This window comes from Gordonia hongkongensis, assembly GCF_023078355.1.
Taxonomy (GTDB): Bacteria; Actinomycetota; Actinomycetes; order Mycobacteriales; family Mycobacteriaceae; genus Gordonia; species Gordonia hongkongensis.
The window spans coordinates 1,059,157-1,083,816 of record NZ_CP095552.1 but is presented as its reverse complement, the minus strand read 5'-3'; the positions used below and the strand labels follow the sequence as shown (position 1 = coordinate 1,083,816).

At 64.4% G+C, this 24,660-nt stretch carries 14 protein-coding genes; 6 read left to right on the top strand and 8 right to left on the bottom strand.

Annotated features, from left to right (window positions below; translation table 11 throughout):
- Positions 1–51 precede the first annotated feature (51 nt).
- From MVF96_RS04930 to MVF96_RS04905, 6 genes are all read left to right on the top strand, one after another.
- Positions 52–1,521, top strand: a complete 1,470-nt coding sequence (locus MVF96_RS04930; RefSeq protein WP_247451509.1) for an NAD-dependent succinate-semialdehyde dehydrogenase — start codon at positions 52–54, stop codon at positions 1,519–1,521.
- Between the two features lie 275 nt (positions 1,522–1,796).
- Positions 1,797–2,285, top strand: coding sequence for a YdcF family protein (locus tag MVF96_RS04925; RefSeq protein ID WP_247452056.1), 489 nt, complete (start codon positions 1,797–1,799; stop codon positions 2,283–2,285).
- Between the two features lie 119 nt (positions 2,286–2,404).
- The gene (locus tag MVF96_RS04920) at positions 2,405–3,838 is read left to right on the top strand and encodes a plasmid pRiA4b ORF-3 family protein (RefSeq protein WP_247451507.1); all 1,434 of its coding nucleotides are present in this window, start codon (positions 2,405–2,407) and stop codon (positions 3,836–3,838) included.
- 94 nt (positions 3,839–3,932) lie between these two features.
- Positions 3,933–5,627, top strand: coding sequence for an HNH endonuclease signature motif containing protein (locus tag MVF96_RS04915; protein WP_247451505.1), 1,695 nt, complete (start codon positions 3,933–3,935; stop codon positions 5,625–5,627).
- A 139-nt stretch (positions 5,628–5,766) separates the two neighbouring features.
- A complete protein-coding gene (locus MVF96_RS04910; RefSeq protein WP_247451503.1) occupies positions 5,767–6,717 on the top strand; it encodes a phospholipase D-like domain-containing protein in 951 nt (316 codons plus the stop codon).
- 20 nt (positions 6,718–6,737) lie between these two features.
- On the top strand, positions 6,738–7,832 hold the full coding sequence (locus MVF96_RS04905) for a hypothetical protein (protein ID WP_247451502.1): 1,095 nt from the start codon (positions 6,738–6,740) through the stop codon (positions 7,830–7,832).
- On the opposite strand, the gene MVF96_RS04900 is transcribed toward MVF96_RS04905, so the two are convergent.
- The 8 genes from MVF96_RS04900 to MVF96_RS04865 form a co-directional block, all read right to left on the bottom strand.
- Positions 7,829–11,077, bottom strand: a complete 3,249-nt coding sequence (locus MVF96_RS04900; RefSeq protein ID WP_247451500.1) for a UvrD-helicase domain-containing protein — start codon at positions 11,075–11,077, stop codon at positions 7,829–7,831. The genes MVF96_RS04905 and MVF96_RS04900 overlap by 4 nt on opposite strands.
- Before the next feature lies 1 nt (position 11,078).
- Complete coding sequence (locus MVF96_RS04895) at positions 11,079–13,889, bottom strand: PD-(D/E)XK nuclease family protein (RefSeq protein WP_247451498.1); 2,811 nt, start codon at positions 13,887–13,889, stop codon at positions 11,079–11,081.
- Positions 13,890–13,973: 84 nt separating this feature from the next.
- Entirely contained in the window at positions 13,974–15,524 is a 1,551-nt protein-coding gene (locus MVF96_RS04890) for a GTPase domain-containing protein (RefSeq protein ID WP_247451496.1), read from the bottom strand.
- Positions 15,521–19,312, bottom strand: coding sequence for a GTPase (locus MVF96_RS04885; RefSeq protein ID WP_247451494.1), 3,792 nt, complete (start codon positions 19,310–19,312; stop codon positions 15,521–15,523). Before MVF96_RS04885 ends, MVF96_RS04890 begins: the two co-directional genes overlap by 4 nt.
- Before the next feature lie 320 nt (positions 19,313–19,632).
- Positions 19,633–21,474, bottom strand: coding sequence for a DUF262 domain-containing protein (locus tag MVF96_RS04880; protein ID WP_247451493.1), 1,842 nt, complete (start codon positions 21,472–21,474; stop codon positions 19,633–19,635).
- Between the two features lie 44 nt (positions 21,475–21,518).
- Positions 21,519–21,725 (bottom strand): hypothetical protein, encoded by a 207-nt coding sequence (locus MVF96_RS04875; protein ID WP_247451492.1) that lies wholly within the window; start codon positions 21,723–21,725, stop codon positions 21,519–21,521.
- Entirely contained in the window at positions 21,722–23,788 is a 2,067-nt protein-coding gene (locus MVF96_RS04870; protein ID WP_247451490.1) for a type I restriction endonuclease subunit R, read from the bottom strand. Before MVF96_RS04870 ends, MVF96_RS04875 begins: the two co-directional genes overlap by 4 nt.
- Entirely contained in the window at positions 23,743–24,660 is a 918-nt protein-coding gene (locus MVF96_RS04865) for a type I restriction endonuclease (protein ID WP_247451488.1), read from the bottom strand. The genes MVF96_RS04870 and MVF96_RS04865 overlap by 46 nt, the downstream gene beginning before the upstream one ends.

The following is a 24,660-nucleotide window of genomic DNA, read 5'->3' as shown; positions in this document are numbered from 1 at the left end:
TCGCCGCATCGTGCGGGGTCCCGCAGCCGAGTCACGAGGATGTGAATGCGTATGAGCGACAAGGAGATTCTCGACCCGCAGGCCGTGCTCGACGGTGTGCCGACCGGGCTCTGGATCGACGGCCGGTCCACACCCGCAGCCGACGGCGGGACCTTCGAGGTCTACGACGCCGCGACCGAGGAGTCGCTCGTCTCGGTCGCCGACGCGGGGGTTGCCGATGCCCGCCGCGCTCTCGATTCCGCCGTCGCCGCGTCGGCGGACTGGGCGGCCACCGCGCCCCGGGAGCGCGGCGAAATCCTCCGTCGGACCTTCCAGTTGCTCACCGATCGCGCCGACGACATCGCCATGCTGATGACCCTCGAGCTGGGCCGCGCCCTCCCCGACAGCCGGGCGGAGACGACGTACGGACTCGAGTTCTTGCGGTGGTTCGCCGAGGAGGCCGTCCGGATCGGCGGTCGGTTCAGTCCGTCGCCGGCCGGCAACGGGCGCATCCTGGTGGCCCACCAGCCCGTCGGGCCGTGCCTGGCGATCACCCCGTGGAACTTCCCGCTCGCGATGGGGACGCGCAAGATCGGGCCCGCGCTCGCCGCGGGCAACGTGATGCTCGTGAAGCCGGCCCGCGAGACGCCGCTGACGATGCTGGCACTGGCCGAGGCCTTCGCCGAAGCCGGTTTGCCGCCCGGCGTGCTGTCGGTGTTGCCCACCACGTCGAGCGGCGACGTGTCGTCGACGTTGATCACCGACGATCGCATCCGCAAGATCAGCTTCACCGGGTCGACGCCGGTGGGTCGCAGCCTGCTCGGCCAGGCCGCCGACCGCGTCCTGCGCACGTCGATGGAGCTCGGCGGCAACGCCCCGTTCCTGGTCTTCGACGACGCCGACGTCGACGCCGCGGTCGAGGGCGCCTTCGCCGCCAAGATGCGCAATGGGGGCGAGGCCTGCACCGCCGCGAATCGGTTCCTGGTGCAGTCCGGTGTCGCCGAGAAATTCACCGAGAAGCTGGTGGCGAAGATGTCGGAGGTCCGGATGGGACCGGGGTACGACGACGGGGTGACCCTGGGGCCGCTGGTGAACGCCGACCAGCGGGACAAGGTCGCCGACGCGGTCGAGCAGGCGGTGGCCGACGGTGCCCGTGTGCGACTGGGCGGTGAACGTCCGGAAGGTCAGGGTTTCTTCTATCCCGCAACGGTTCTCGACAACGTCGATCCGTACGCGCCGGTCACGCGCGAGGAGATCTTCGGCCCCGTCGCGGTGATCAGCAGCTTCGACGACGAATCCGCGGGGATCGAGGCCGCGAATTCGACCGAATACGGCCTGGCGTCGTACTTCTACAGCCGCGACCTCGAGCGCTGCATGCGCGTCGCGGGCGCCCTGGACTCCGGCATGGTCGGGGTCAATCGCGGCGTGATCTCCGACGCCGCAGCACCGTTCGGTGGCATCAAGCAGTCCGGGATCGGGCGTGAGGGCGGCAGCGAGGGCATCGACGAGTACCTCTCGGTGAAGTACATCGCGCTCACCTGACACCTTCTGATCCGGTGCGAGCTGCGTCCTCCCTCCGCTCCCTGAGGTGCGAGGAGCGCAAGCGACGAGCCACGAAGGGCCATGTTACGTATGTGACTAGTGATGCAGGTGTTATCAACCCGATACCTGTACGACCGTACTGATCCCTACACTCGGTCACCATGCGTCGTAGAACCCTCACGACCGCGGCAGCCGCGGCCGCAATCGCAACTGCCGCCTCGGTGGCGGTCGCCGTCGCACCGTCCGAACCGGTGGCGTAGGTCGAGAACGCCGCGATCAGTACCGATTTCGGCAGCGTCGACCTCGGTAGCTCCGAACTCGGGACCCCCAACAGCAACTTCCTCTGGCAGAGTCCGGGGACCCGGTACATCGTCGTACTCGGCGCCAAGTTCGGCGTTCTCGGGCAAACTCCGGATGTCCTCAAGCGTCGTCTCGACGTCGCGGCGAACCTCGGCAAGAAGCACCCGTTCAACCGCATGATCGTCTCCGGTGGCGACACCCACTGGCTGCCCGTCACCGAGGCCCAGTTCATGAACCTCGGACTGATCCGGCGCGGAATCCCGCCGTGGCAGATGGTGAACGAGGTCGCGTCGACCTCGACGGTGCAGAACGCCCAGAACACGGTGGCGATGCTGAAACGGATGGGCGGAACCGGCGCGCTCATCGTCACCAACGGCTTCCACATGGAACGCGCGATGAAGAACTTCCGCGACGCCGCCAAAGCCCAGAACGCCCGGCTGACGTTCCGGCCGGCGTACGCGTAAACACTTCCCCGCGGGGCGGCTCCCCTCCCGCCCGACTGTTTCCCTCCCGCTTGCCGGACCTGGTAAGCGGGAGGGAAACGGACACCGCGGGAAACGGGGCCTGGCCTACGCTGGGCAGTATGCACGATCCTGGCCACGAATCGTCCGATGCCGAGGGACTGCGTCGCCAGTTCGAGGCGATGCTTGCCGGCCTGCAACCGAACGAACTCCCCACGCTGTTGAATCAGCTCAGCGCTGCCGCCGCGGACAGGTTCGAGCGGCCACCGTCGATTCGTCAGCGCAAGGAACCGCTCGCCGAGACCGTAATGTTCCGCATCCGCGTGGATCTCGACGACGCGCGACCCCCCATCTGGCGCCGCCTCGACGTCCGCTCGGATATCTCCCTGGAGGACCTGCACCGGATCATTCAAGCGGCGTTCGGGTGGCTGGACTACCACCTCTATCGATTTGCCCTGGGCGGCAGCCCATTCGACCGCAGGAGTGAACTGTTCCTGTGCCCGTTCGACGCTCGGGAAGGCGAGGAGGTGGGCACACCGGTCGCCGAGGTCCGGCTCGACGAGACGCTCCACGATCAAGGCGACGTCCTGCGCTACGTCTACGACTACGGCGACAGCTGGGAATTGACAGCCCAGGTCGAAAGCGTTCACGAGGCGTCGGAGGACACACCGTGGGCCCGGTGCGTCGACGGTCGGCGTGCTGCGCCTCCGGAGGATTGTGGCGGCATCACCGACGCGGAGTCACTCGCCGAGGTCGTCGACGACCCCGCGCATTTCGACATCGGCGAGGTGAACGCCGCACTCAGTGACCCCATCCTCTCGCTCGTCGATGCCGGAATCGATGCACGGCTCGGCGACCTGCTGTACCGGGTTCAACCTCTCGACGATTCCGGAGCCGTTACGGCGAGCGCAACGCGGTTGGCAGCCTCATCGACGATTGCGACGGGCGACCAGCTCGAAGCCGACCTGCTCCCCTACCTGTGGTTCCTGCGTCGCGCGCGCGATGAAGGCTTCACACTCACCTCCGCTGGCTACCTGAAACCAGCCGACGTGGTCGCGGCGTCGAAGGTGTTGCCGACGATGAAGTACTTCATCGGCGCCAAGAACCGAGAAGTCCAGAGCACACCGGTGCTGTACTTCCGTGAGTCCCTGCTTCGGATGGGGCTGTTACGGAAGCACAAAGGCCGCCTACTGCCGACCCGAGTCGGAACGAAACTCGCCGACGATCCGCAGGCACTGGCCGACCATCTCGCCGACCGGCTGCTGAACCAGAAGATGGATGGGTTCACCGAGGACGCGAGCCTGCTGATGCTCTTCTTCGCCGCCGCCTCCGAACCCGGCGACGAGATGCCCCTCGAGACGATCGGCGCGCTGCTCACCGCGTATCGCTGGCAGGGCACGGACGGGCGCCCGATCCAGAAGTACGACCTCTACGACCTCGACAACGGAATCCACGAGTTCCTCGAAACCGTCTCGTCCCCGGAACGGGGACTCCGAGGGGTGACGCTGAGCCCGACAGCCATCGAGGTCGCGCGACGCGCAATCCACCATCGCTGACCCAGCGTCTACTACCGAAAGTAGTTCTCGTGCCTGATGATCCGCCGAAATCGTGCCGACAGGTTTTGTCAGACCCCTTTCGTATGGTGGTGTCATGGCATTCGAGTTCGGCACCATCGACCCCGGCGGGGACCTCCCCGACGAGGGTGTCGACGTGTTCGGACCACTCGCCGGCCTCTCGCCCGAAGCCCTGATCAGCACCGCCGTCTACTCGGCATCGATGAACGCCGCCAACACCTGCCGCACACTGACCACCGCCAGCCTGCTCCACGAACAACGCGAAGAAGAATACCTACTGCACCGCAGTGCGATTCACTCCGGCGAGGCAGGTTCCATCGACGAACTCCTCGACAGGACAGCACAAGCAGTTACCGGTGCGGACCCGTATGAACAGTTCGGGCCCAACGGATTCGAACAAGCCACCGCCGAACTCGGCGCCGCCCTGAACCTCACCCCCGCCGAAGCCCGCGACCTCATCCGCACCGGCGACGCCATGCGGTACCGACTCCCCCTCACCGGCACCACCCTGGCCTGCGGACGAATCGACCTTCGCCGGTTCCTGATCGCACTCAAACGCACCGACTTCGTCGACAACGCCACCATGCCTATGGTGGACGCCGCGTTGGCCGAGGCAATCCTGGCGCGCGATCCGATGTCGACGGCGCGGTTCACCACCATGGTCGACAACATTGTCCACACGCATGCACCTGATGCGGTGAAACGCCGCAACGACCACGCCGCCCGCGACCGCGGAATCGACATCCGACCCGACCGCCACCAACCCGGCCAATCGCGCATCACCGGGCACCTGCCACACACCGACGCCGCCGCCCTCAACGCCCAGCTGACCGCCATGGCCACCGGCGTGCACACCGGTGATCCGCGCACCATGCCCCAGCGCCGCGCCGACGCCCTCCTCGCCCTCGCCCACGGCAACCAAACCCTGGACTGCCGGTGCGCCGACTGCACACCCCCACCAGCCGAGCAGAACCTCGATACCCCCGAGCCCGCCGTTGCGACAACACCCGGACCCGGGCCCACCCCCGTTGCTGCACCGAACGTGACCGACACCGCCGCAACCCAACCCGAGGACGACGCGCAGGCCCCGGAGCCGACCGGCGACTGCACATGCACCTGCACCAGTTGCCGCGCACCCCGACCGACTTACCACATCGTGGGCAACCTGACGACTTTTGTCGGGCTCGACAACGAACCCGGCATGCTCGACGGCTACGGGCTGATCGACGCCCACACCATGCGCCGACTCTTCGCTGACGCGGTTCACACCTTCATCACCACCGGGGTGCGCACCGACCCGGCCGACGCCGACGCCCGGGCCGCAGCCGCCGCCAGCACCTACGTACCGAGCAAGAAACTGCAGGCACTCGTCCGCGCCGGCGAGTTGTGCTGCACCTTCTCCGGCTGCAATCAACCGGTGTGGACCGTCGACCTCGACGACACCCACCCATACGACCACCGCCAGCCCGACCGCGGCGGAAAGACCCTCCAGCACAACCTCAAACCGTTGTGCCGGTTCCACCACCGCATCAAAACCTTTGGCAGGTGGCGCGACTCCCAGGATGAGTACCTCGCCGTGTGGTTCGAAGCCCCCACCGGCCACACCTACCTGGGCAACCCATACACCGGGCGAGACCTGTTCGCGTCGTTGAAAACCCAGCCAACCGACCACCCGGCGCGGCAACGACTCACCGACGAGCGCGCACACCGCACCGACACCCATCGTCGACAACAAGTCGAGTGGGACCGAAACAACCCGCCACCGTTCTGACACAGAACAAGTGCGCGGGCGGCTGAAGGCCGGCTTCGATATGCCGACGGGGCGATTTCGCTGCGCGAATCGCCCCCGAGGTGTAGCGCTCTGCGAAACCCTGCACCCCCGACGTGCACCTTGTGGCACAGTCGGATGCGTGACGGTTCAGTTCCTTGGCGACAAGCCCTGGCCGAAGATCTCGACCACACTGCGCCGGCGTGGGCCACGCAGGGTCGCGGTTGCCTTCCTGGGCATCGATGGACCGCATCTCCTGAGACATTTGGCTGCCGGCGACAAGCTCGTCATCAATGCGAGCAGAGAGGCGGTCGCGTCCCACGCAACGTCTCCTGCGGCCATCCACACTCTGCAGTCGAGAGGGGTGGACGTCCGTTCTCTGGCTGAGCTGCATGCGAAGGTCTTCGTCACTGCGGAGTGGGCCATCGTAGGCTCTGCCAATGCTTCGGCGAACTCCCAACGATCGTCAGAGGCAATGATCCTGACAGATCAAAAGACCGTCGTCAGAGAAGCACGCACATTTGTCGAAGACACGCTGCGAGACGCGGACCCTATCAGCGCGGCACGCCTTGACGAGCTGCGGCGCGTGTGGGACGAAAACGCCCGGGCTGCAGTGCCCGGTGTGACGGGGACGTCTGCGGAAACCGCGCTTGTCAAGGGCATCCGACCTAACGGCATTCTAGTGCACACCGTCGACGACGATCTGACCGACGAAGAACGCCGAGAAATAGAGGAAAGCGTCGAACAGATCCCGAAGTTCCAGACTTGGGCGATGCAGCTACAGGATGACGATGCCGGATTCTCGATGAACACAGCGCTGTTCCTCTGTTCTTCCGGAGAGGTGTCGGCTCCGGTCGTCACCTATGCTGCGGCGGCCGGTCCGATTCCCCACCGGGACTCCGGTCGCTACCAGCTGGTTCGGGCGCAACGCGGATTGCGATCACGGACGACGACCACACTCCGACGAGCGTTGGGGACGCAGCGTCTTCGGGAGTTCGATTCGGCGGTAGACAATGAGGACGCCGACTCGATCAAGCTGTCTCGCGAACTCACTTCGGAATTGCTGGGTGCGTGGAAACTGAAGATCACGTGAACCAAGCGGGGGCACAGTAGATGCCAGACGACCCGGAGACCGGACGGCGCCGCATCCACCTCGTCGGCGTGGCGCCGTGGCGGCAGGCCGTCGATTTCTACTACAACCCCGACGACGATCTGGACCTCGACGATCTCGGGTTCACGTTTCCCGCGCGCTGGGCCGCGGGAGATCTGTTTGTCATCGTGACGACGGACAGCCCGGCGTCGGCCGTCGTCGTGGTGGAGGAAACCCACCACGACTCCACGGGGCCGGACTCGTACGACCAGTATCTGGGACCGTTCGAACTCTCGCTGACTGCTGTCGAACGCCGGATCGGCACTCCCCTACCGAGCGCCCCAGCCACCCTCGACACGGCGACGGGCGAACGGTTGATCGCGGCGATTTCGGCGGAGGAGGAGTCTCCGACGCCGTGGCGCGAGTTGGACGAACGGGGATGTGTCGCTCGGTCTGAGCCTGTCGAACCGTACTCACGGTGCGCATGTTGCGGGAAGTGGGCGGACGAGGAGCCGGTCCTCGAACATCACCTGCTCGTCGACACCCAGGAGTTGGAGTTCTTCGGTTACGGCCCGATCGTCGTGTGCCGCACCTGCCATGACCGGCTCCATCGTCCGCTCGCACCGAGTTCCGACGACCTCATGTTCGGTTCTCGACCGTTGTGCCCACGCTGTTCGGCGATGCGCACCTACGAGGTGATCTGGGGATTCCCGCCGCTACCGATCGGGTCCGCAACCGTCCTCGCCGGGTGCGACATCTCGGACCCGGCGACATTCGAATACCGGTGCGGCTCCTGCGACTATGAGTGGACCGACGACGACGATGCATACCAGCCGTTGCCGACCGAACTGGACGACGGCGTCGTGGCGCGAGCACGCATCGCAGCGGTCCCGGAGGACGTCTATCGGCCGTATTCCCGAAAGGGTGAGCCCGGCCGAGTCGTCATCGGCCGGTATGCGCCGTGGGGCCCGAGTCCCCACGCCGCAGCCTGGGAAGACGCGGTCTACCACGAGTTCATCGGACAGGACGGGCGTTTCTATCTCGTCGACCCGACGACGCTGAGATCCGCGGAGCCACACACGTGGGAGACACGGCACCGACAGCCTGACGAGACCTAGGTGCTCGTCGAACCCCCGGACAACGCACGTCCGACGACGGTTGCTTCGTCAGGCCGGCAGAACACCAACTCCAGCCGAGACACTCTCTCCCCAGTCGCATTTCGCAGCAGATCGGCGTAGATCGCGAGTTGCGCCCAGTACGCCTCGAGGGTGTCGGCGGAAACCCCGACGTCGGTCTTGTAGTCGACGATGACCAACGAACCGTCGTCGTCGCGATACACCAGGTCCGCGATGCCCTCGACCACGGTGACTCCGTCGGGCCCGGAACCGGCGAGCTGCATTTCCTGCCAGTGCTCGCGGACGGCAGCCCGCTGAACAGGTGCCGACTGCAACGCCGACCGAGCCAGCGCCACGAAATGATCCACGTCGACGACGCCGGCGAGTGCGGCCGCGCGCCGAGCGGTCTCGTCGAATCCGTCGTCGACGGCGGTACCCAGGGCGACCTGTTCGAGGAGCGCGTGCAGGGCGGTACCCAGCGTCGCGCCGCTGTCGGGGCTCGCGGTGCCGACCGGAATCTGTTCGGCTACCGGCGCTGTCAGCCGTCCAGAATCCCGGTACCCCTGCAGCACAACTGTTTCGGCGTCATCTATGCCGTGGACGATCCGCGTCGCCGAGTAGGAGACGCGGATCGTCGAGGCGGCCTCGATCGCGGCGGTCTCTGCCGACCAGTCGATCCAGGCCTGTCGTTCGTGCTGGGCGATCGCTTCGTCGTCGCGCCTGACCGGTTCGACGAGTTCGGGGACGTCGTTGGGCAGGCCCTCCAGCGCGGGTGCGAGCGCGGCTCCCCAGGATGCGTTCTTCCCGACGTATCCGGAGACCGCGAGGTGACTCTCGGCGCGCGTGCAGGCGACGTACAACAGGCGCTTCTTCTCCGCCTCGGCGTACGCCTTTTCGGTCTTTGCTGCTGCCGCATAACCTTTCGAGGTCACGTTCTTCGACGCGCATGCCTGCAGCTTCTCGTCTTCGTCCCAAAGCAGCGGCTCGGGCTGTGTGCGGAATCCGCCGCTCATGCCGGCGACGACGACCATCGGGAACTGCAATCCCTTGGCGGCGTGGATGGTCATGATGCGCACGGCGTCGACACCGATCTCGGGGAGTACGGTCTCGGCGACACGCGCGTTCTCGTCGGCCTGGGTGGCGGCCCAGTCGATGTAGTCGCGCAGCGACCCACGATCTTCGGCGTACCAGGCGCGGGCCTGGTCGATGACGAAGCGGAGCCGCCGCCAGACGTCGCGGTGACGGGGCGAGTCCATGGACACCTCGAACACCCGACGATCGATGGCCAGGCGGCTCACCAGTGCGCCCGGGTTCAGGTCCCCCAGTTCCAAAGACAGAGCCTTCAGGTATGCACATGCGGCCGCCACCGGCGATCCGGTGAGCGCGTCGGTGGGCGCATCGGCGTAGATGCTCCATCGGCCGTCGGCGTCTTTCCAGCGGAGCAGGTCGTCGTCGCCGCAGCCGAACAGCGGGGTACGCAGGGCGGCGACGAGGGCGGCCTCGTCGGCGGTGTTCGCCAGTGCGCGACAGGTGACGAGGAGGTCGTGCACCTCTTGCGTCGAGTACACCAGACTCGATGCCTCCGAACGGAACTCGATGCCCGCGGCGTCAAGGCTCTTCTCCAGGAACGGCAGTACCGCCCGCGACGGGATGAGGATGCAGATGTCCTTCCAGCGCAATGGGACATGCTGGTACGCATCGCCGTCGAATGTCTCCTTGCGCCAGTCGTTCTCGATGGCGGTGGCGATGATCCTCGCGACGTCGCGCGACTCGCGTGCGCGGAGGGCTTCGGCGGGCGAGAGTGCGTCCTCGTCGTCGACGGGTTCCTCGGTATCGGGGAAGACGAACGGCTTCGGTCCCCAGGAGAGGTCCCAGCGGGGTCGGCCCGGGGCCGGGTCGAGCGGCGTGTACTCGGGCTGCACGTGATGCTCGGCGACGATGAGCCGGCCGAAAACGGCGTTGACCCAGTCGAGGACAGGACGCGTGGACCGAAAGTTGGTGGTCAGCTGCACGACGTCGGTCGACGGGGTGCGGTCCCGCGCGGACATGTACGCCGCGATGTCGGCGCGCCGGAAGCGGTAGATGGATTGTTTCGGGTCGCCGACGGTGAAGAGCCGACCCGCTTCGTCTCGGCCGGCGACGATGCGTTGTGCCAGCGTGAGTTGCAGCGGATCGGTGTCCTGGAACTCGTCGAGGAGGACGCGCTGGTAGCGCTGATGGGCGGCTGCGGCGACCTCCGGCTTTCCGAGTACGTCGCGGGCCAGGACGAGCAGGTCGTGGAATTCGAGCTGTCCGCTGCGCTGCCGCTCGCGCGCCTCGTCGAGGACGATCTCCGACAGGTGACGGACCACCACGCGCACCGCGCCGTCGACGTAGGTGCCGACCACGTCGGAGCAGATCTCCTCGCGCAGCGCCTTGGCGGCGGCTTTGATCTCTTTGCACTGCGCCACACCACCGCGCCACGCGGACCCCCGACCCACGTTGCCGAGCTTCGGGCACAGGTCCACCATCGGGACCCATCCGAAGGAATCACGCTCGGCGGCAACCAGGATCCGCCATTCGCGGAGTTCCTCGAGTTTGACCGCGAGTTTGTCCTCCGGATCGAGACAATCGTCGAGCTTGTCGATGATGGCGTCGGTCTCCCACAGGATGCGGTCGATGTCGGCGGGTGCGATGCCCTGGGGGTTGTCGTCGAGGGTGAGGCGATCCCAGTTGCGGTCCAGCGCATCGGCGAGTGTGCGCATCTGGTCGAGTGATGCGCCGGCGGCCATCACGATGCCCATGGCGTCGACCAGCATGGGTGGGGCGTCGTCGGTGAACAGTCGGGTGCGCATGCGGCGCCAGCGGCGTTCGAAGGACAGCTGGGAGCCCATGGCGTCGACGACCGCCATGCGTGGTGGCACTCCGGCTTCGAGGGGATGCTCGCCGATGATGCGCGCTGCGAACGCGTGCAGCGTGCCGATGGCTGCGGTGTCGATCTGTTCGAGAGCGGCTCGCGCACGGTCGGTGTCGTGTGTGGCGAGCTCGACACGCACGCGTTCACGGAGTTCGGCCGCGGCTTTCTCGGTGAAGGTGATGGCGGCGATGGCATCGAGTTCGATGCCGTCGTGCAGCACGAGGTGACAGATGCGGCCGACCAGCGAATGGGTCTTGCCGCTGCCGGCGCCGGCTTCGACGAACAGGGTGGCGTCGGTGTCGGTGGTGATGCGATCGCGCGCGGCCTGGTCGGCGAGTTGTGCTGGGGTCATCTCAGCCTCCGTACTTCTGCACGTAGTCGGACAGTTCGTCGACGTGTTCCAGTGCGGCCCAGGCGCGTCGCAGTCCGGCACGGCCGAGGAGGTCGATGACGGGCAAGTCCCAGTGGGTGTCTTCGATCTTGGGCGGGAAATACCCGGCCCGAATCGACTTGTGCACGAGCGTCATGTCGTCGATGAGGGTGGCGACGACGTCGTCGGTGACGGGGTAGCCGACCGAGGCGAACTTGCCTTTGCTGGTGATGAACCAGTACCGGGCTTCGACGTCGGCGCCGAAGGTGCGGGCGAACAGACCGTAGACGGGGAGCTGGAACTGGAGACCCGAGTTGGTGGGTGTGCTCTCGGCGAGGTCCTTGTATTTGTCGGACTTGCCGGTCTTGTAGTCGGTGACGCGGATGCGTCCACCGTGGTGGCGGTCGATGCGGTCGATCTGCCCGCGGAAGCGAATCCTGCTTTCGCCCAGTTCCAGCGAGACCTCGTGACTGCCTTGCGCGTCGAGACCGAAGTCCGCCTCTGCGTGCGTCGGCTGCCAGCCGTCGGCGGCGTCGGCGTGGTCGTGGGTGAACCATTCGTCCAGGTCGCGCATGATGGTGCCGCGGTCCTTGGCCCACAGCTGTTCGAGCCAGCCCGGGCTGTTGGCCTGCGCCTCGTCGAGAACTTCTGCGGCGACGATCCGCAGACGGGCGAGATCGAGCTCTGCGCCGTCTATGGTCGCGCGGACGTACCGTTCGAGGATGGTGTGGATCAGGGTCCCCCGCGTCAATGCGTCGATCTGGGCGATCTCGTCGGGGTCGTCGAGGGCACGCAGGCGCAGGATGTGTTCGAGGAAGTACTGATAGGGGCTCTGCACCCACAGTTCGAGGCCGGTCGGCGACACCGGCTGATCGAAGGTGGTGATGAGTTCGCTGACCGACGACAGGTTGCCGTTGAACCGGGTGAAGCGGCCGTTGAGGCGGTCGCTGCGCATGTGCATGCCGCGGTTGATGATCGGATCGTCGAGCGCTCCGCGACGACTGTCGGCGGGGACGGCGGCGAGTTCGCGGAGGCGCCATTCGGTGTCGGAGGCCGCGGAGGCGCCGATGCGCTCGTCGGCGCGTTGGGCGGCGACGTCGAAGGATTCGACTGCGACGATCTGCGGCGAATCCTCCGTCGCGCGTTGCCAGTTGACGACGTCGACGTCGCGGCTGGCGAGATCGGCCAGCGCCGGCAGCAGCCAGCGGGACGGTACCTTCTCGGCGCCGCCGCGCAGGTTGCCGCGCGGGAAGGTGACGACCCGTTCGGTGCGCCCGGCACTCACCGCACCGGCGAAGACGAGGCGTTGGCGTTCCATGTGATCGCGGGCGGTGATGCCGATCAGTTCCGGCGGGAGAAGCGGGTCGTCGCGGCGGGGTGCGGGCACGATGCCTTCGGCGGCACCGACGACGACGCAGACGTCGAGGTCGCGACCGACTCCCGACGCGATCGGTGCGACCGTCACGCCTGCACCCGACGTCCCGTGCATGCCTCGGTGCGCGTTCAGCCGGATCGAGACCGCGTCGAGCACCCGAGCCGCGGTGGGCTGCGGTGCGATGCCGTCCATCAGGGCGATTCCCGCGCAGTCGGCACGGATCGCGGCGAGGTCGGCGGCCGCGGTCTCGCGTTTCGGCGTGCGAAAGTAGGTGTCGAGCAGGGTGTTCAGATGTTCGGCGACGGTCGCCCAGTCCGGCGCGTCGACGAGAGCGCGCAGGTCGACCTGCAGGCGACGGACGTAGGAGTAGACGGCCGCGGCCCTGGCGTGGTGCTTCTCGTGCGCACCGACGCGGGTGAGGCGCTCCCAGTCGGCGCCGCCGACGATGGGTTCGTCGCTGCGCGTGAGGCGTTCGAGCTGGGGCTGCGTGATCGGCGTGTCATCGAGTTCGGGGCGTCGGAGTGCGCCTTCGGCGAGGAGGGTGAACAGTTCCCGCCGGGGCATCGTGTCGTGGTCGAGTGCCAGCAACCCGAGCAATGCGCGACCGGTGGGACGGTCGACGAGGGTGTGGCATTCGGGTCCGGCGAAAGCGATGTGGCCGGCGGTGAGGTGCTCGTGGAGCAGCGGAAGGTAGGGGTCGTCGGTGCCGTAGAAGATGCCGATGCGGTGGCCGGGCACCCCGCTGGCGAGGTGTTTGCGGACCAGCCGGACGACGGCGCGGATCTCGTCGTCGGCGTCGGAGGTGTGGATGACCTGGGTGGGTGAGACGTGGGTGTTCGCGTCGATGGTCTCGCCGCGGCGCTGGAGCTCACTGAGAAGGGCTTGCTCGGCGGGCGCGTGAGCGGCCGGGTGATGGACGATCACCGCGCCGAGCTCGTCGAACCGTTTGGCGGCGGCCGAATACGCTTCATGCTGAAGGTAATACGAGCCGGTCAAACGCTCCTTCGTGACGCAATGGATACGCAGCAGGTCGGCGACGAGGGGCGTCGGCGACTGCATAGCCGGCTCGGCGATACCGGTGAGTTCCCAGGCTGCGCTCGCGAGAGCCTGTGACGTGATGGGCTCGTCGGCGACGTCGGCGAAGACGCCCGGCGCGTCGGCGAGAACTCTCTGGACCGCCGCCTCCAGGAGCGGATACGGCAACGGTTGGCGAGGCGCGAGCGCGGGCGCGGCGAGCTTGTCCACCACCTGCCCAAGGGTGAGGACGCTGGTGTTGGCCACTCCCTGCGTCCGCGCCAGGTGGTGCAGGACGTCCCGGCCGGAGCCGTGGCTCGGCACGATGACAGAGACCTGGGTCAGCGGTGAGCCGGACTTGGCGCGGGACACCGCCTCCGCCAACTGGTCCATCACGGTGGGCATGGGGCCATCATGCCTGGTGGGTGTGACATGATGACCGAACCTGCGGAATCACCGCCGGCGGCCGCCAAGCGCACGATGGGGCGATCAGAGGTTACTTCCCTCCTGTACCGCTGTATCCAAGTCTTGGACGATCCGTCGCAGACTCTCGTCGAGCGCCACCTGCTCACCCGACTCAGCGTCGATCAATGCCCTTACGTCTTCGACGAACGGGGCCCACGCATCGAGTGCCTGACGCGTACATTCACTCACCGCTTCCGTCAGGCTGGAGGCAGCTGCACCCTGGCCACCCGACATGGCGGCATTCCGGTCATCCACGATCTTCGCTATGTACAGTGCGACGGGAAAGGCCGCTTCCGCGATGGCAACACCTTGCGCAATGTGGTTGGAACCCTTTGCAGAAGAGGCTTTCTCTTGGACACCCTGCGTCGCCTTCAGCAAGGCGATCAACATCGGCCCCAGGTCTTCTACGTGACGCGAGTATCCACTGTTCGGATCGACAGTCGGCGCCGAGTCGATCGAAGCGACAAGCGAGGCAAAGCCATCCCACGAAGGCATGGCACGATCCCGATCGCCCGCCTTGCCGATCGACTGTTTCAGTCTCTGGAGTCGTGCTTCATGCTTCGTGAACCAACGATCAAGGGCGATCTCGATCTCGCGCAGTAGATCTTCAGACGAACGGTCCTGCGCTGTCCGTGACCGATGAAAGACCTCCTCTACGAGCCCATTAAGGTCCGCGCGCGCTGCTCGGTCCAGGACTTCGAGCTCACTCAACCAACCGTTGCGTCGTGCCACGCCATGCGACGCGACCTCGGCACTGGCCGTGAACTCGGCCAGCCGACCGTGCAACTCCCGAAGAACCTCAGAGACAACCGCTTTCCAGTACCGCTGACCTGCTGCGCGTCGGAGCTCCGGTAGCGACGCCGCCGGGATCTGCTCGAGCGCGTTAGCCAGTTCGCGCATACCATCCCAGTCTCGATAGGCATCCCATTCCTCGCGATCCACGTCGAGGTCGGGACCCGCTGTCTGGAAAGGGTCTTGGGCCACGACGTACACACGCTCACGATCCACCTGATCGAACACGTCGAGAAGTTCACGCACCTTGCGATCACCGAGCTCACGGTACCCATCGACGTCGTACTCAGGATTCGCGCCAGCCTCGTCGAAACGCGAGATGACGAACCACAGAGCACCCTTTGGCCATCCAGCGGAAGCGACCTCCCGAAGGACATCGCGCTCAGCGGTGGCCAGTTGCGGTGTCAGAACTGCAACCCCGATGTCGGTCAATCCCACTGCTGCCAGCGCACGTTCGGAGTTGTTCTGGGCGCGAATATCAGACGCGCCGACCACGAATCCCGGCGTGTCTCGTGCGATACAACCGCCGAGTTCCACGTTGTTCACTTCGAAAGTCTCGTGGCGCGCGCTAATCGTCAGCCATTCGGGAACTTGGGCTCCCGCATCGATGAGCAGACGACGCAGGAGCGAACTCTTACCCGTGTCATACGCGCCGAAGAGAGTCACCACCGGACGATCCAGTCGCTCGAACGCGGTCCACTCTGTCTCATACCGCTCGGCCAGCGAGCCACCGGGGATGTGCTCTAGCCACTTTCGCACTGCGGTGATGTCGATCTGGTTCACGCACGCCTACTTTCTGTGCCGGTCAGTTCTTCCGCGGAGTCCAGTAACGCCTCCACTCTGCGCGCTCGGACGGACGCAGAACCCACAAGGTTCTGAGACACACTGGTGCGCTGGAGATGCTCGTCAAGTAGCGCGTCGAGCTCTGCCATTCGCTCAACGAGGAATCGGACGGGACCGGGTTCCTCGCCACCGTCCACGATGCCGGCCACTAGTTCTTCAGCGCGCTTGTCGATCATCTCCATGGCAAGCGCCAGCTGATTCTGGTGTTCGTTAGCCTTGCGCGCATCATTCGCCATCGCCGTGGCATCGGCCGCGGCGGCAACGACCGCTAGGACAGCACCGGCCCTCGCCACCTTTACTCCGCCCTTCACCGCGCCCCAGGGTTTGAACTTGTGGCCGAGTTGCTTACCGATCTGGTAGACCGCGTCGCGGCTACCAAAGGCTTTCACCAGCGGCGCGAGGTTTCCGGCCGTCTCGCCCACACCCTCGGCCATGTCGTCGAGCCAGTCGCGGTCGGCGGTCTGGAAGCCGACGCCGTCACCGGTCATCACCTCGAACTGGGCTGAACGACTCTCGCGTCCGATGGCCGACTCGTGCTCACCGCGCCATTCGTCGATCGTCTTCGCCGCCTCATCAAGGTACCGCTCCAACTCCGTTTCGACTTGTGGCTCCCGCCACCAACTTTCGACGAGGTCCTTCAGTTTGGCGTTATCCTTTCGGTCGATCCCGTGGACTCTTGACTTCGCGTCCGATGCAAGACGCTGGACGATCCTGTGAGCTCGCTCGCGGAGAGAATCCGAAATGATCGACGCATCCGTATGGGCTGCCCGCACAGCACCCAACAGTGGTTCGAGTCGATGAATGTCAGCGTTGGCTTTGTCCCGCTGACGATGAAGATCACGCATCTGGCGCTTCAGCGCCGTAACAGCGGTGTCGAAAGCAGCGGCCACTTTGGCCGAAGACACGACGTCTTCAGGCAACTCCGCGATGGCCTCGATCAATGCACCGACACCGTCCCAAGCTCTGTTCCCGTCGAAATCATGCTTGTCGAGTTCGTGGTCTCCGCCCGCAAATCCATAAGGATCTCCCGACAGGACATGTACACGGTCGACCCCGACGTCGATGGAGCGCCGCGCGAGAGCCGCGCACAGCTCCTCGCGTTTCCGCTGCGCCAGATTGAGAAAGGTGTCGGGCGTCTTCAGCGGGTCCGCACCCAGCTCGTCACAGCGGTTGATGAGAAAGATCATCCGGTCGCCTTTGGCAGCGTGTTCTGACGAACCACGCGCAAGTTGCTCCAAGATCTCGGTGTCACCGACGAGGAGGTTGATATGGACGACAACGAAGACGAGTGCCGACTCGACAGCCGACTGGACCGCGTGCTGCGCATGCCCGGGATCTCCGCCCTGCAATCCAGGCGTGTCGACGAGGTCGAACCGTGGCAGCTCGTATCGGTCGGACACTTCGGTTGCGGGGACCGCGCGAATGTCGATCGATTCGGTCGCATGCACATCGTTCTCGAGAAGTATGCGGCGGATCAATGACGACTTACCTGAGTTGTAGTCACCGAAGACAGACAGGACGGGTTTCGCGCGGGCCACACCCGAAAATGACTGTGTCACTTCAAGAAGGCCGGGGTCCCTCAGCGCCTCCGCTTCGACCTCATCCCGCCAAGCTCTGATGCTCTCGGTCGGCGGTGCCGCCCACAGTTGGATGATCGCGTCGCACAACCTGCGTTTGTCTGATTCGTGCCGCTCCGCATAGATGACTCGTGTGCCGGGGTCCACTTGTGAGACGTGCCCTGAGGAATCAGCGCTGTCGAGCCAGTCCTCTCCCAACAGAACTCGAGTCAAGCCGGTGCGTGTATCGGCGAGTTGCTCCTGCGCGCGAATGAGGACGTTTTGCGGCGCACGAGAAGCCCCGATCGAGTTAGCGCCGACGTTCAGCGCGTCAATTAACTTTCCGACCCGGTCACGTGCCCTTCGGAGAAGGACTGTTTGTGTGAGCAGTTCGATGGCCGACTCCGACACGAGTACCCACGCTGCTTCACGACTCCCACGGACAACGAGATCCTCGTACTCATCGAAGGTCTGGTTCACCGCGCGGTGGCTATTCGCGATTGCCTCGACTCGCGCTTTGCGCGCGGCTTCTTCAGACCGTTCACTCAGACGTTTACCGAAACGCTGCTGAAGCTGACCTGCGACTCCGACGCCAGCGACAGCCACCCCGGCGACCCAGCCAGCGGGATTCCAGAAGTTCGCGATCGCAACCGGAACCGCGAGCGCACCGAGACCGACGGCAATGCCCCCACCTTGGACGAACTTGCCCGCCGCCCCGCTGCCGTCCGAACCTCGGATGGCAGCGGCACGCGCGGTCGCAGAATGGTCCAGCACAGACTGCTGGCCTGTCGCCATGTCGATTTCGCGCTCGAGGAATGTCTGCCGGTCGGTCCACACGGTGTCGATGGCCGTTCGGATCGCAGATTCGTCGAACACCGCCTTAGTGAACTCCGCCTCATCGATGGTTCGATGGTCGCTAAACGCATTCTCAATCAGCTCATCTGCTGCGGTTCGCGCCTTCCGGCGACACTGCGCCAGATGAGAGGTGCTGAGGTACCGGACGTAGCGATCTAACGAGCCCTTGGCCGGGGACGTGTACGGGCGGCCCCTGGTCGCCTCCGCAGCTGCGACAAGATCCACCTCCGCGGGCTGCAGCCATTTTTCCCGTTCCTCACCCTCCGGATACCCGAGGATCGCGAACAGGGATTCGATCTCGCGATCGAGCGCATCTGCTTGTTTCTCGATCGCACCCGCCAGCCGGCTCAATTCTTGGGCCGGCCGTTTGTAGCGCGCCCGGACATCCTCGCGGAGCGCGTTGAGACGCAAGTCCGCGGCGCCCTCTACGATCGCCGCGGTGATCAACCGTTCCAGAGTCTCGAAGTTCGACCAGCGCGTGAGCGACTCGGTCCCGAACTCCTCTCGTACGTGAAGAAATTCTTCTCGGCCCGGGCCGTGGAAAGGTGTGGCTGCCCGTGCGAAGTGGGCACGCCGACTGTGCACCGCGACGACCGGGGTGTCCGGCAGCCCGATGTTCGCGAGCTCGGTTCGAATGTTGTCAGCGTGCTGGCGAACAGATTCGGACAGGTTCTTCCGTCCGCTTTTTGGAACCTTGATCGTGTCCCGCCATCGGGGATTGCGAACGTTGAGCACTGCCGCAACCGGCTTCCCATAGTCGCGGACCCGGTCGGCGATCTTCGCGAACTCCATGGCTTGTTGGTTTTGGTTGTCGAAGCACAGGAGCACGATGTCGGCGATTTCCACCGCTCTACGTGCCCTCATCTCGAGGTCATCACGGCTTTCGGTCCTGCCCCAACCGTTGATCCCGGGAGTGTCGTAGAGCCGGCAACCGCGCCACTCGATGTGCCGGACGTCGGTCGTCCAGTCACTCGCTCCGGGCGATACATAACTGCCGTCGAGTTCGCCGAATGCCGACAGGAGAGTGCTCTTGCCCACTCCGGTGCGGCCGAAGAACGCGATGTTGAACGTTCCGAGCGCGTCCCTTTCGCGGTCGAGGTGTGTTCGCAGCTCACGGGTTGTCCCCCGTACGATGTCTTCGAGCTGTCGGATCAACGGAGGCTGCTCGCCCGCGTTATCCGCGCTTTCGTCCACGGTCTTAGCGAACGCGGCCACCAGGCTGTCTACGACGTCATCCAACAGGGACAACTCCGCGCGACCTCGTTCAATCGCACCGCTGACGGCGTCCTGCAAGGACGTCGGTTCGAAGTCATTCACCAACCCGTTTTCCGACTCCAAAGGCGGTCGCCCCACACTCCGGCATTGTCGCCGACACTTCGCCTCCGCTTCCTTCCACCGAGCCGCCTCGAGCCGAGACGTATTGGTCCACACAGAATGCACCAGAGGTCTGACAACAGCACCGGGTACCGCAAATGCGGCTCGAACCCGCGTGGATCGCAGCTGGCCCTACGCACGGGCGCTGTCTTCCTGTCGGACCACCGGCTCAACCCCCTACTCGCTGCGCCGCCTCCGGCAGCGCAGCGAGTAGGGGCAGATCACCCTGCAAGACGGCTGACGCATCTACGGCTGGACTTGACCTAGTCAGCCTCGTCCGGGAGTTCTTCGATCTCGGCAATCTCGAACTGGGTCGAGTCTTCTGCAGCGCCATGACCTACGTCTCGTGGAACTGCCTTACCCATCGCTTCCTCAACCAGGTCGCACAGACGTTTCCGCCGCTCGACGAAGAACGCATCGAAGTCATCGGTCCGGAGTGACTGAGAGGGAACGAGGTGCGCCTCGAGCAGACCGTCGATCTTACTTGCGTCGATCTGCGCCTTCTGCTCGATCTTGGATAGGTAACTGGATGGCGCCGCGCCGCCGATCGTGCGGTTGGTCACCGCAGAAATCGCCGTCTTGTTTACGATGCTCTCCCGGCGTTCGTCATCGATCGACTGGCTCTCGCACCATTTCTTCGGGAAGATGTGATGAATGTCGACCGCAAGGCTCACGTACTGCACTTTGTCGAGAGCCTTGTCCTCCATCCAGTCCCGAGCCCCGTTGCCGAGCAGTAGAGCGTAAATTCCCTTGTAGGCGGCCGCGTTACGCGTCCTAAGGGAGTGGAGCCTCGACTCGACGAACGTGGCGTCGTTGACAGTATTGGGCGTGACTGATCCGGCCTCGCCAGTCGCCCATTCCGGCACTTGCTCAAGGTCGCGAACGAACCGTGTCTCGATCGCACCGCCGTATAGCTCACCCAAGATGCCACACCAGAACCACCGCACCAGCTTCCCGCGGGGTCCGAGAAGATCGGCGTCGTGACCCATAACCACTCGGATGGCAGCGAGCGGTACGAGCTGCTTCGGATACGGTAGAAACTTGGTGTCGAACACATGGCGGTCAGCCAGAAAGTCCGACGCCCAGATGAAGGCTTCCCGTAACGGACCGACCCACTCCAAGTAGTCCTTGAGCGTCAGCTTCAATACGTCTTCGCGCTTCGCGGATACGGCAGGCGGGCGAGGGCCGATGTGTGCAAGGTTGCGCTTGCGGGTGGTGAGGAGCGTTACAGCCTGCAGAAAGTCGGTATTCTCGATGCCCGCGAGTACCGGATAGGCTGCGAACTTCGCCTGCGTCTCCTTCCAGTCATCGTTGAGCCGAAAGTCGGTGCCATGGGCCTCGTAGTAGGCCGCGTCTCCGGCAAACGTCGCGGTCAACAGTTCGAATACATTGAGGGGAAGGCCACCGACATTTACCTTCTCGAACACCGTCGCCACGGCGCTCTTGCTGGTGTCCTTGTCGAGCCTGATCGCCGGAATATTGTATGTACCGGTCGGTTTGATGACTTTGTCGTTGAACGCCTTCACGAGGTCGATGTCCTTCATGTCGGTCAAGAGCCACGTCATCGCATCCCCGAAGATCAGGTTCACCGGGAACAGACCTGCTGCTCGCTGCTTCTCGGGTGTTGAGACGTCACGAACGATGTCTTTCCCGAAATTCGTCCGCTCAACACCGTCACCGGGCAGCGACAGCACCGCCTCGTCAATTCGGTCCTCACCCTCCACGGCCATGCGCATATCGATGAAGTAGCGGCGGTCCATCCGCTTACCGCGGCTGTCCATCGTGTGCACAATGCCGTCGCCGGTGAGCGCCTGCGTCAGCGATGTCAGCCGCTGCTGACCATCGAGCAACAGCAATTCGGCCTTCGTGCCGGGAGACACATCCGATCCCTCAATTGGGCGAGGCTTGAAGCGGATCTGATCGTTGCCTGTGTCCAGCAGCATCACCACTCCTAGCGGATGCCTCCGCAACACGGTCACGAGTAGCTGACGAATCCGCTCGTCTTCCCACTTGTAACCACGCTGGAAGTCGGGCAACTGGATCTTCCCCGACTGCGCCCACTTCAAGTACTCGCTGAGCTCATAAAGCGGTGTCTGAAACCCCATAAATCGATGTTCCTTTCGTTCCAGTACACGTAGATTGGCGCTGGTTACGCCGACTCTGCCCTCAAGCGTCGGTAGATGGCGGGAACAAGCTCCGACACCAACTTGTCTCGGATCACTGCGTTGTTCAGAATCTGGGTGGAGAGGTCGGCGTGCGCGTCCATAGCCTCGATGACGGCTCCGTTGAACTCGATGTCGATGTCGGGGCTCGCCTCGAACTGGGATTGGGAGTTGTTGCGCGCCTGCATCTTCAAGTTCTCGCTCTCCTCGAGCTTGTCACGCAGATGCGAAATGACACCTCGGACGTCGGCATCCGTGTGACCTCCCTCGAAGAGATCGTTGATGGTGGCGATGACCTCCTCGAGTTCGACAAGATCAGGGTCACGCACGATACCGCTGCCACCACCTTCACCCGCCGGCGGCAGCTGCGCAACCCCGCGAGGGTTGCACTGCTTGTGGCTTGTTGGTTTTGCCGCAGGTACTCGAAGTCCACGCCGGAGAGGTCGATGGCGTGCTGTACGTTTTCGCGTCGGATGACCGGAGCCAGGTAGCGCAGGTAGATCGACAGCTTTTCCAGGTCGGGGTCTTCATAGTCGAATAGCTGAGACAGAAAGTCGTACTGGCGAAGGAATGTGCCCACGTCCTTGCGGAACATGTCGAGCTCGTCGGCTCCGGCCGTGTCACCGTTGTCGACAGCCTCGCGTTCACGATCACGGAATCGGTGCTGGGCCGGCGTTATCCACTTGGTGAGGGCGTTGTTGCCCTTGTTCGCGACAAAGTCGGCGGCCAGGCCGTTGACCTCGGCCCACTGGTAGATCCCGGCGGTGTCGAGCTTGGCCATCGAGGCATGCACGATATTCGGGTCAGTGACGTCGGACAGCGTCGTGGCCTCGTAGTAGGGCTCGAACGCGTCGACGACATCGTCGGCAGCGTTCGCGAAGTCGATGACAAACGTCTGGTCCTTGCCGGGGGCGGTGCGGTTGAGCCGCGAAAGAGTTTGTACGGCCTGCACGCCGGAGAGCCGTTTGTCGACATACATCGCCACCAACAATGGCTGGTCGAAACCGGTCTGAAACTTGTTGGCCACCAGCATCACCTGGTACTCGTCGGTGGCGAAGGCATCGCGCAGATCGCGACCCTTGAGACCGGGGTTGATCACCGTGCTGGTCTCGGTGACCTTCTCCAGACCGTTCTGGTCATCGGTGATCTCACCCGAGAACGCCACCAACGCCGCCACATCGGTGTAACCGTGCTCGGCGACATACTTGTCGAACGCGATCTTGTAGCGCACCGCGGCCAATCGGGAGCTGGTCACCACCATTGCCTTGGCCCGGCCCTCGAGACGCCAAGCCACATTGGTGCGGAAGTGCTCGACAATGATCTGCACCTTTTGCGCGATGTTCGTCGGATGCAGCCGCACCCAGTTCATGACCGACTTGATGGCCTCACGCTTGTCCACCAACTGCGAGTCCGCGCCTGGATCGGAATCGACGACGACGGTGCCGGTATCGGTGTCCTCGGTGGTGTAGCTGTGCCCGTTGTGCGACAGTCGAAATGCCGTCTTGTACGGCGTGTAGTTCTGGAGCACATCGAGGATGAAACCCTCTTCGATCGCCTGCTGCATCGAGTACAGATGGAACGGCTCGGGCGGAACGTCGGGCGAAGGCCGACGCCCGAACAGTTCCAAGGTCTTCGCCTTCGGGGTGGCAGTGAACTCGAAGAACGAGACATTGCTCGCTGCGGCGCGCGCAGTCATTTCCGCCGCAAGGACGTCCTCGGTGTCGTAGGTGCCGCCGTCAGCCAGGTCATCGAGTTCAGGTGCAGCAAGTACCCTTTTGAGCTGCTTGGACGCCTCCCCCGCCTGCGACGAGTGCGCCTCGTCGGCGATAACCGCGAATGACTTGCCCTGCAACCCTCGACCAGTCCGGATCAGATCGAGCGCGTAGGGGAACGTCTGAATAGTGACGATGATGATCTTCGTCCCCGATTCCAGCGCCTCGGCCAACTTGCCCGACTTCGACCCACCCAAGGAATCGATATGCGCAACCATCCCAGGCGTGTCGTCGATCTGACGGATCGCCTCCTGCAGCTGCGAGTCCAGGACGGTGCGGTCCGTGATCACGAGCACCGCGTCGAACACCGGTTTGTTGTCATCGTCGTGAAGAACAGACAGCCGGTGTGTCAGCCACGAAATCGAGTTCGTCTTGCCCGAACCCGCCGAATGCTGGATAAGGTATTTGTGTCCCGGCCCTTCGGTCTTCGCGGCGGAGATCAGCTTGGTGACTGCATCCCACTGATGGAACCGAGGGAACAGCATCGCCTCTTTGCGAACCTTCTTGACGGCGCCCCGCCCCTGAGCTCCGCCGAAGGGTCGACCTTCTCCTCGATCTGGAGATGCATGAACCGCCCAAGGATATCCAGCCAGGTATCGCGATCCCAGATCTGTTCCCACAGGTACGCCGCCGGTGAGCCATCGGAATTGGCTGGGTTGCCGGCATGTCCGCGATCGCCCCGATTGAACGGTAGGAAGAACGTCGAGTCGCCGGCCAGCTTGGTGGTCATCTGCACCTCGCTGTTGGACACCGCGAAATGCACCACCGCCCGCCGACCGAACTCCAACAACGGCTCACCCTTCGGTGGCCGATCCTTCTTGTACTGCCGTACCGCATCGGTGATGCTCTGTCCGGTGTAATTTGTCTTGAGTTCGACTGTGGCCACGGGAATTCCGTTGACGAACAGCACCAGGTCGATGGCATTCGAGTTCTTCGACGAGTAGTGCACCTGCCGCATCACCCGAAGGCGCACCGCTTCATAGCGTTTCGCGGTCGTCTCGTTCAATGTGGTGTTCGGCTTGAACTGACACATCGAGAACTTGGCGTTGAGATCTTTGAACCCGTTACGCAGAACGTTCAACGTACCGCCACCGGACTTCAAGTCCGCATCAAGACGCTTTGACAGGGTCGCCAGCACTTTGCCCTCGGCATCCGTACGCGCCCTACCCGTAAGTTCGGGTTTGATACGTTTCGCGAGTTCGTGGGGTTGGGTGTCGGCGAGCCATCCGAAGATGTCCTCCCGGAACAGCGCCGACTGCTGGTCGTAGCCCGCATCGTTCGGCGAGTACAGCCAGCCGCGCTCGGCCAAGTACTCACAGATCTCGGTCTCGAGAACCACCTCGTGGTGCTGCGGCAT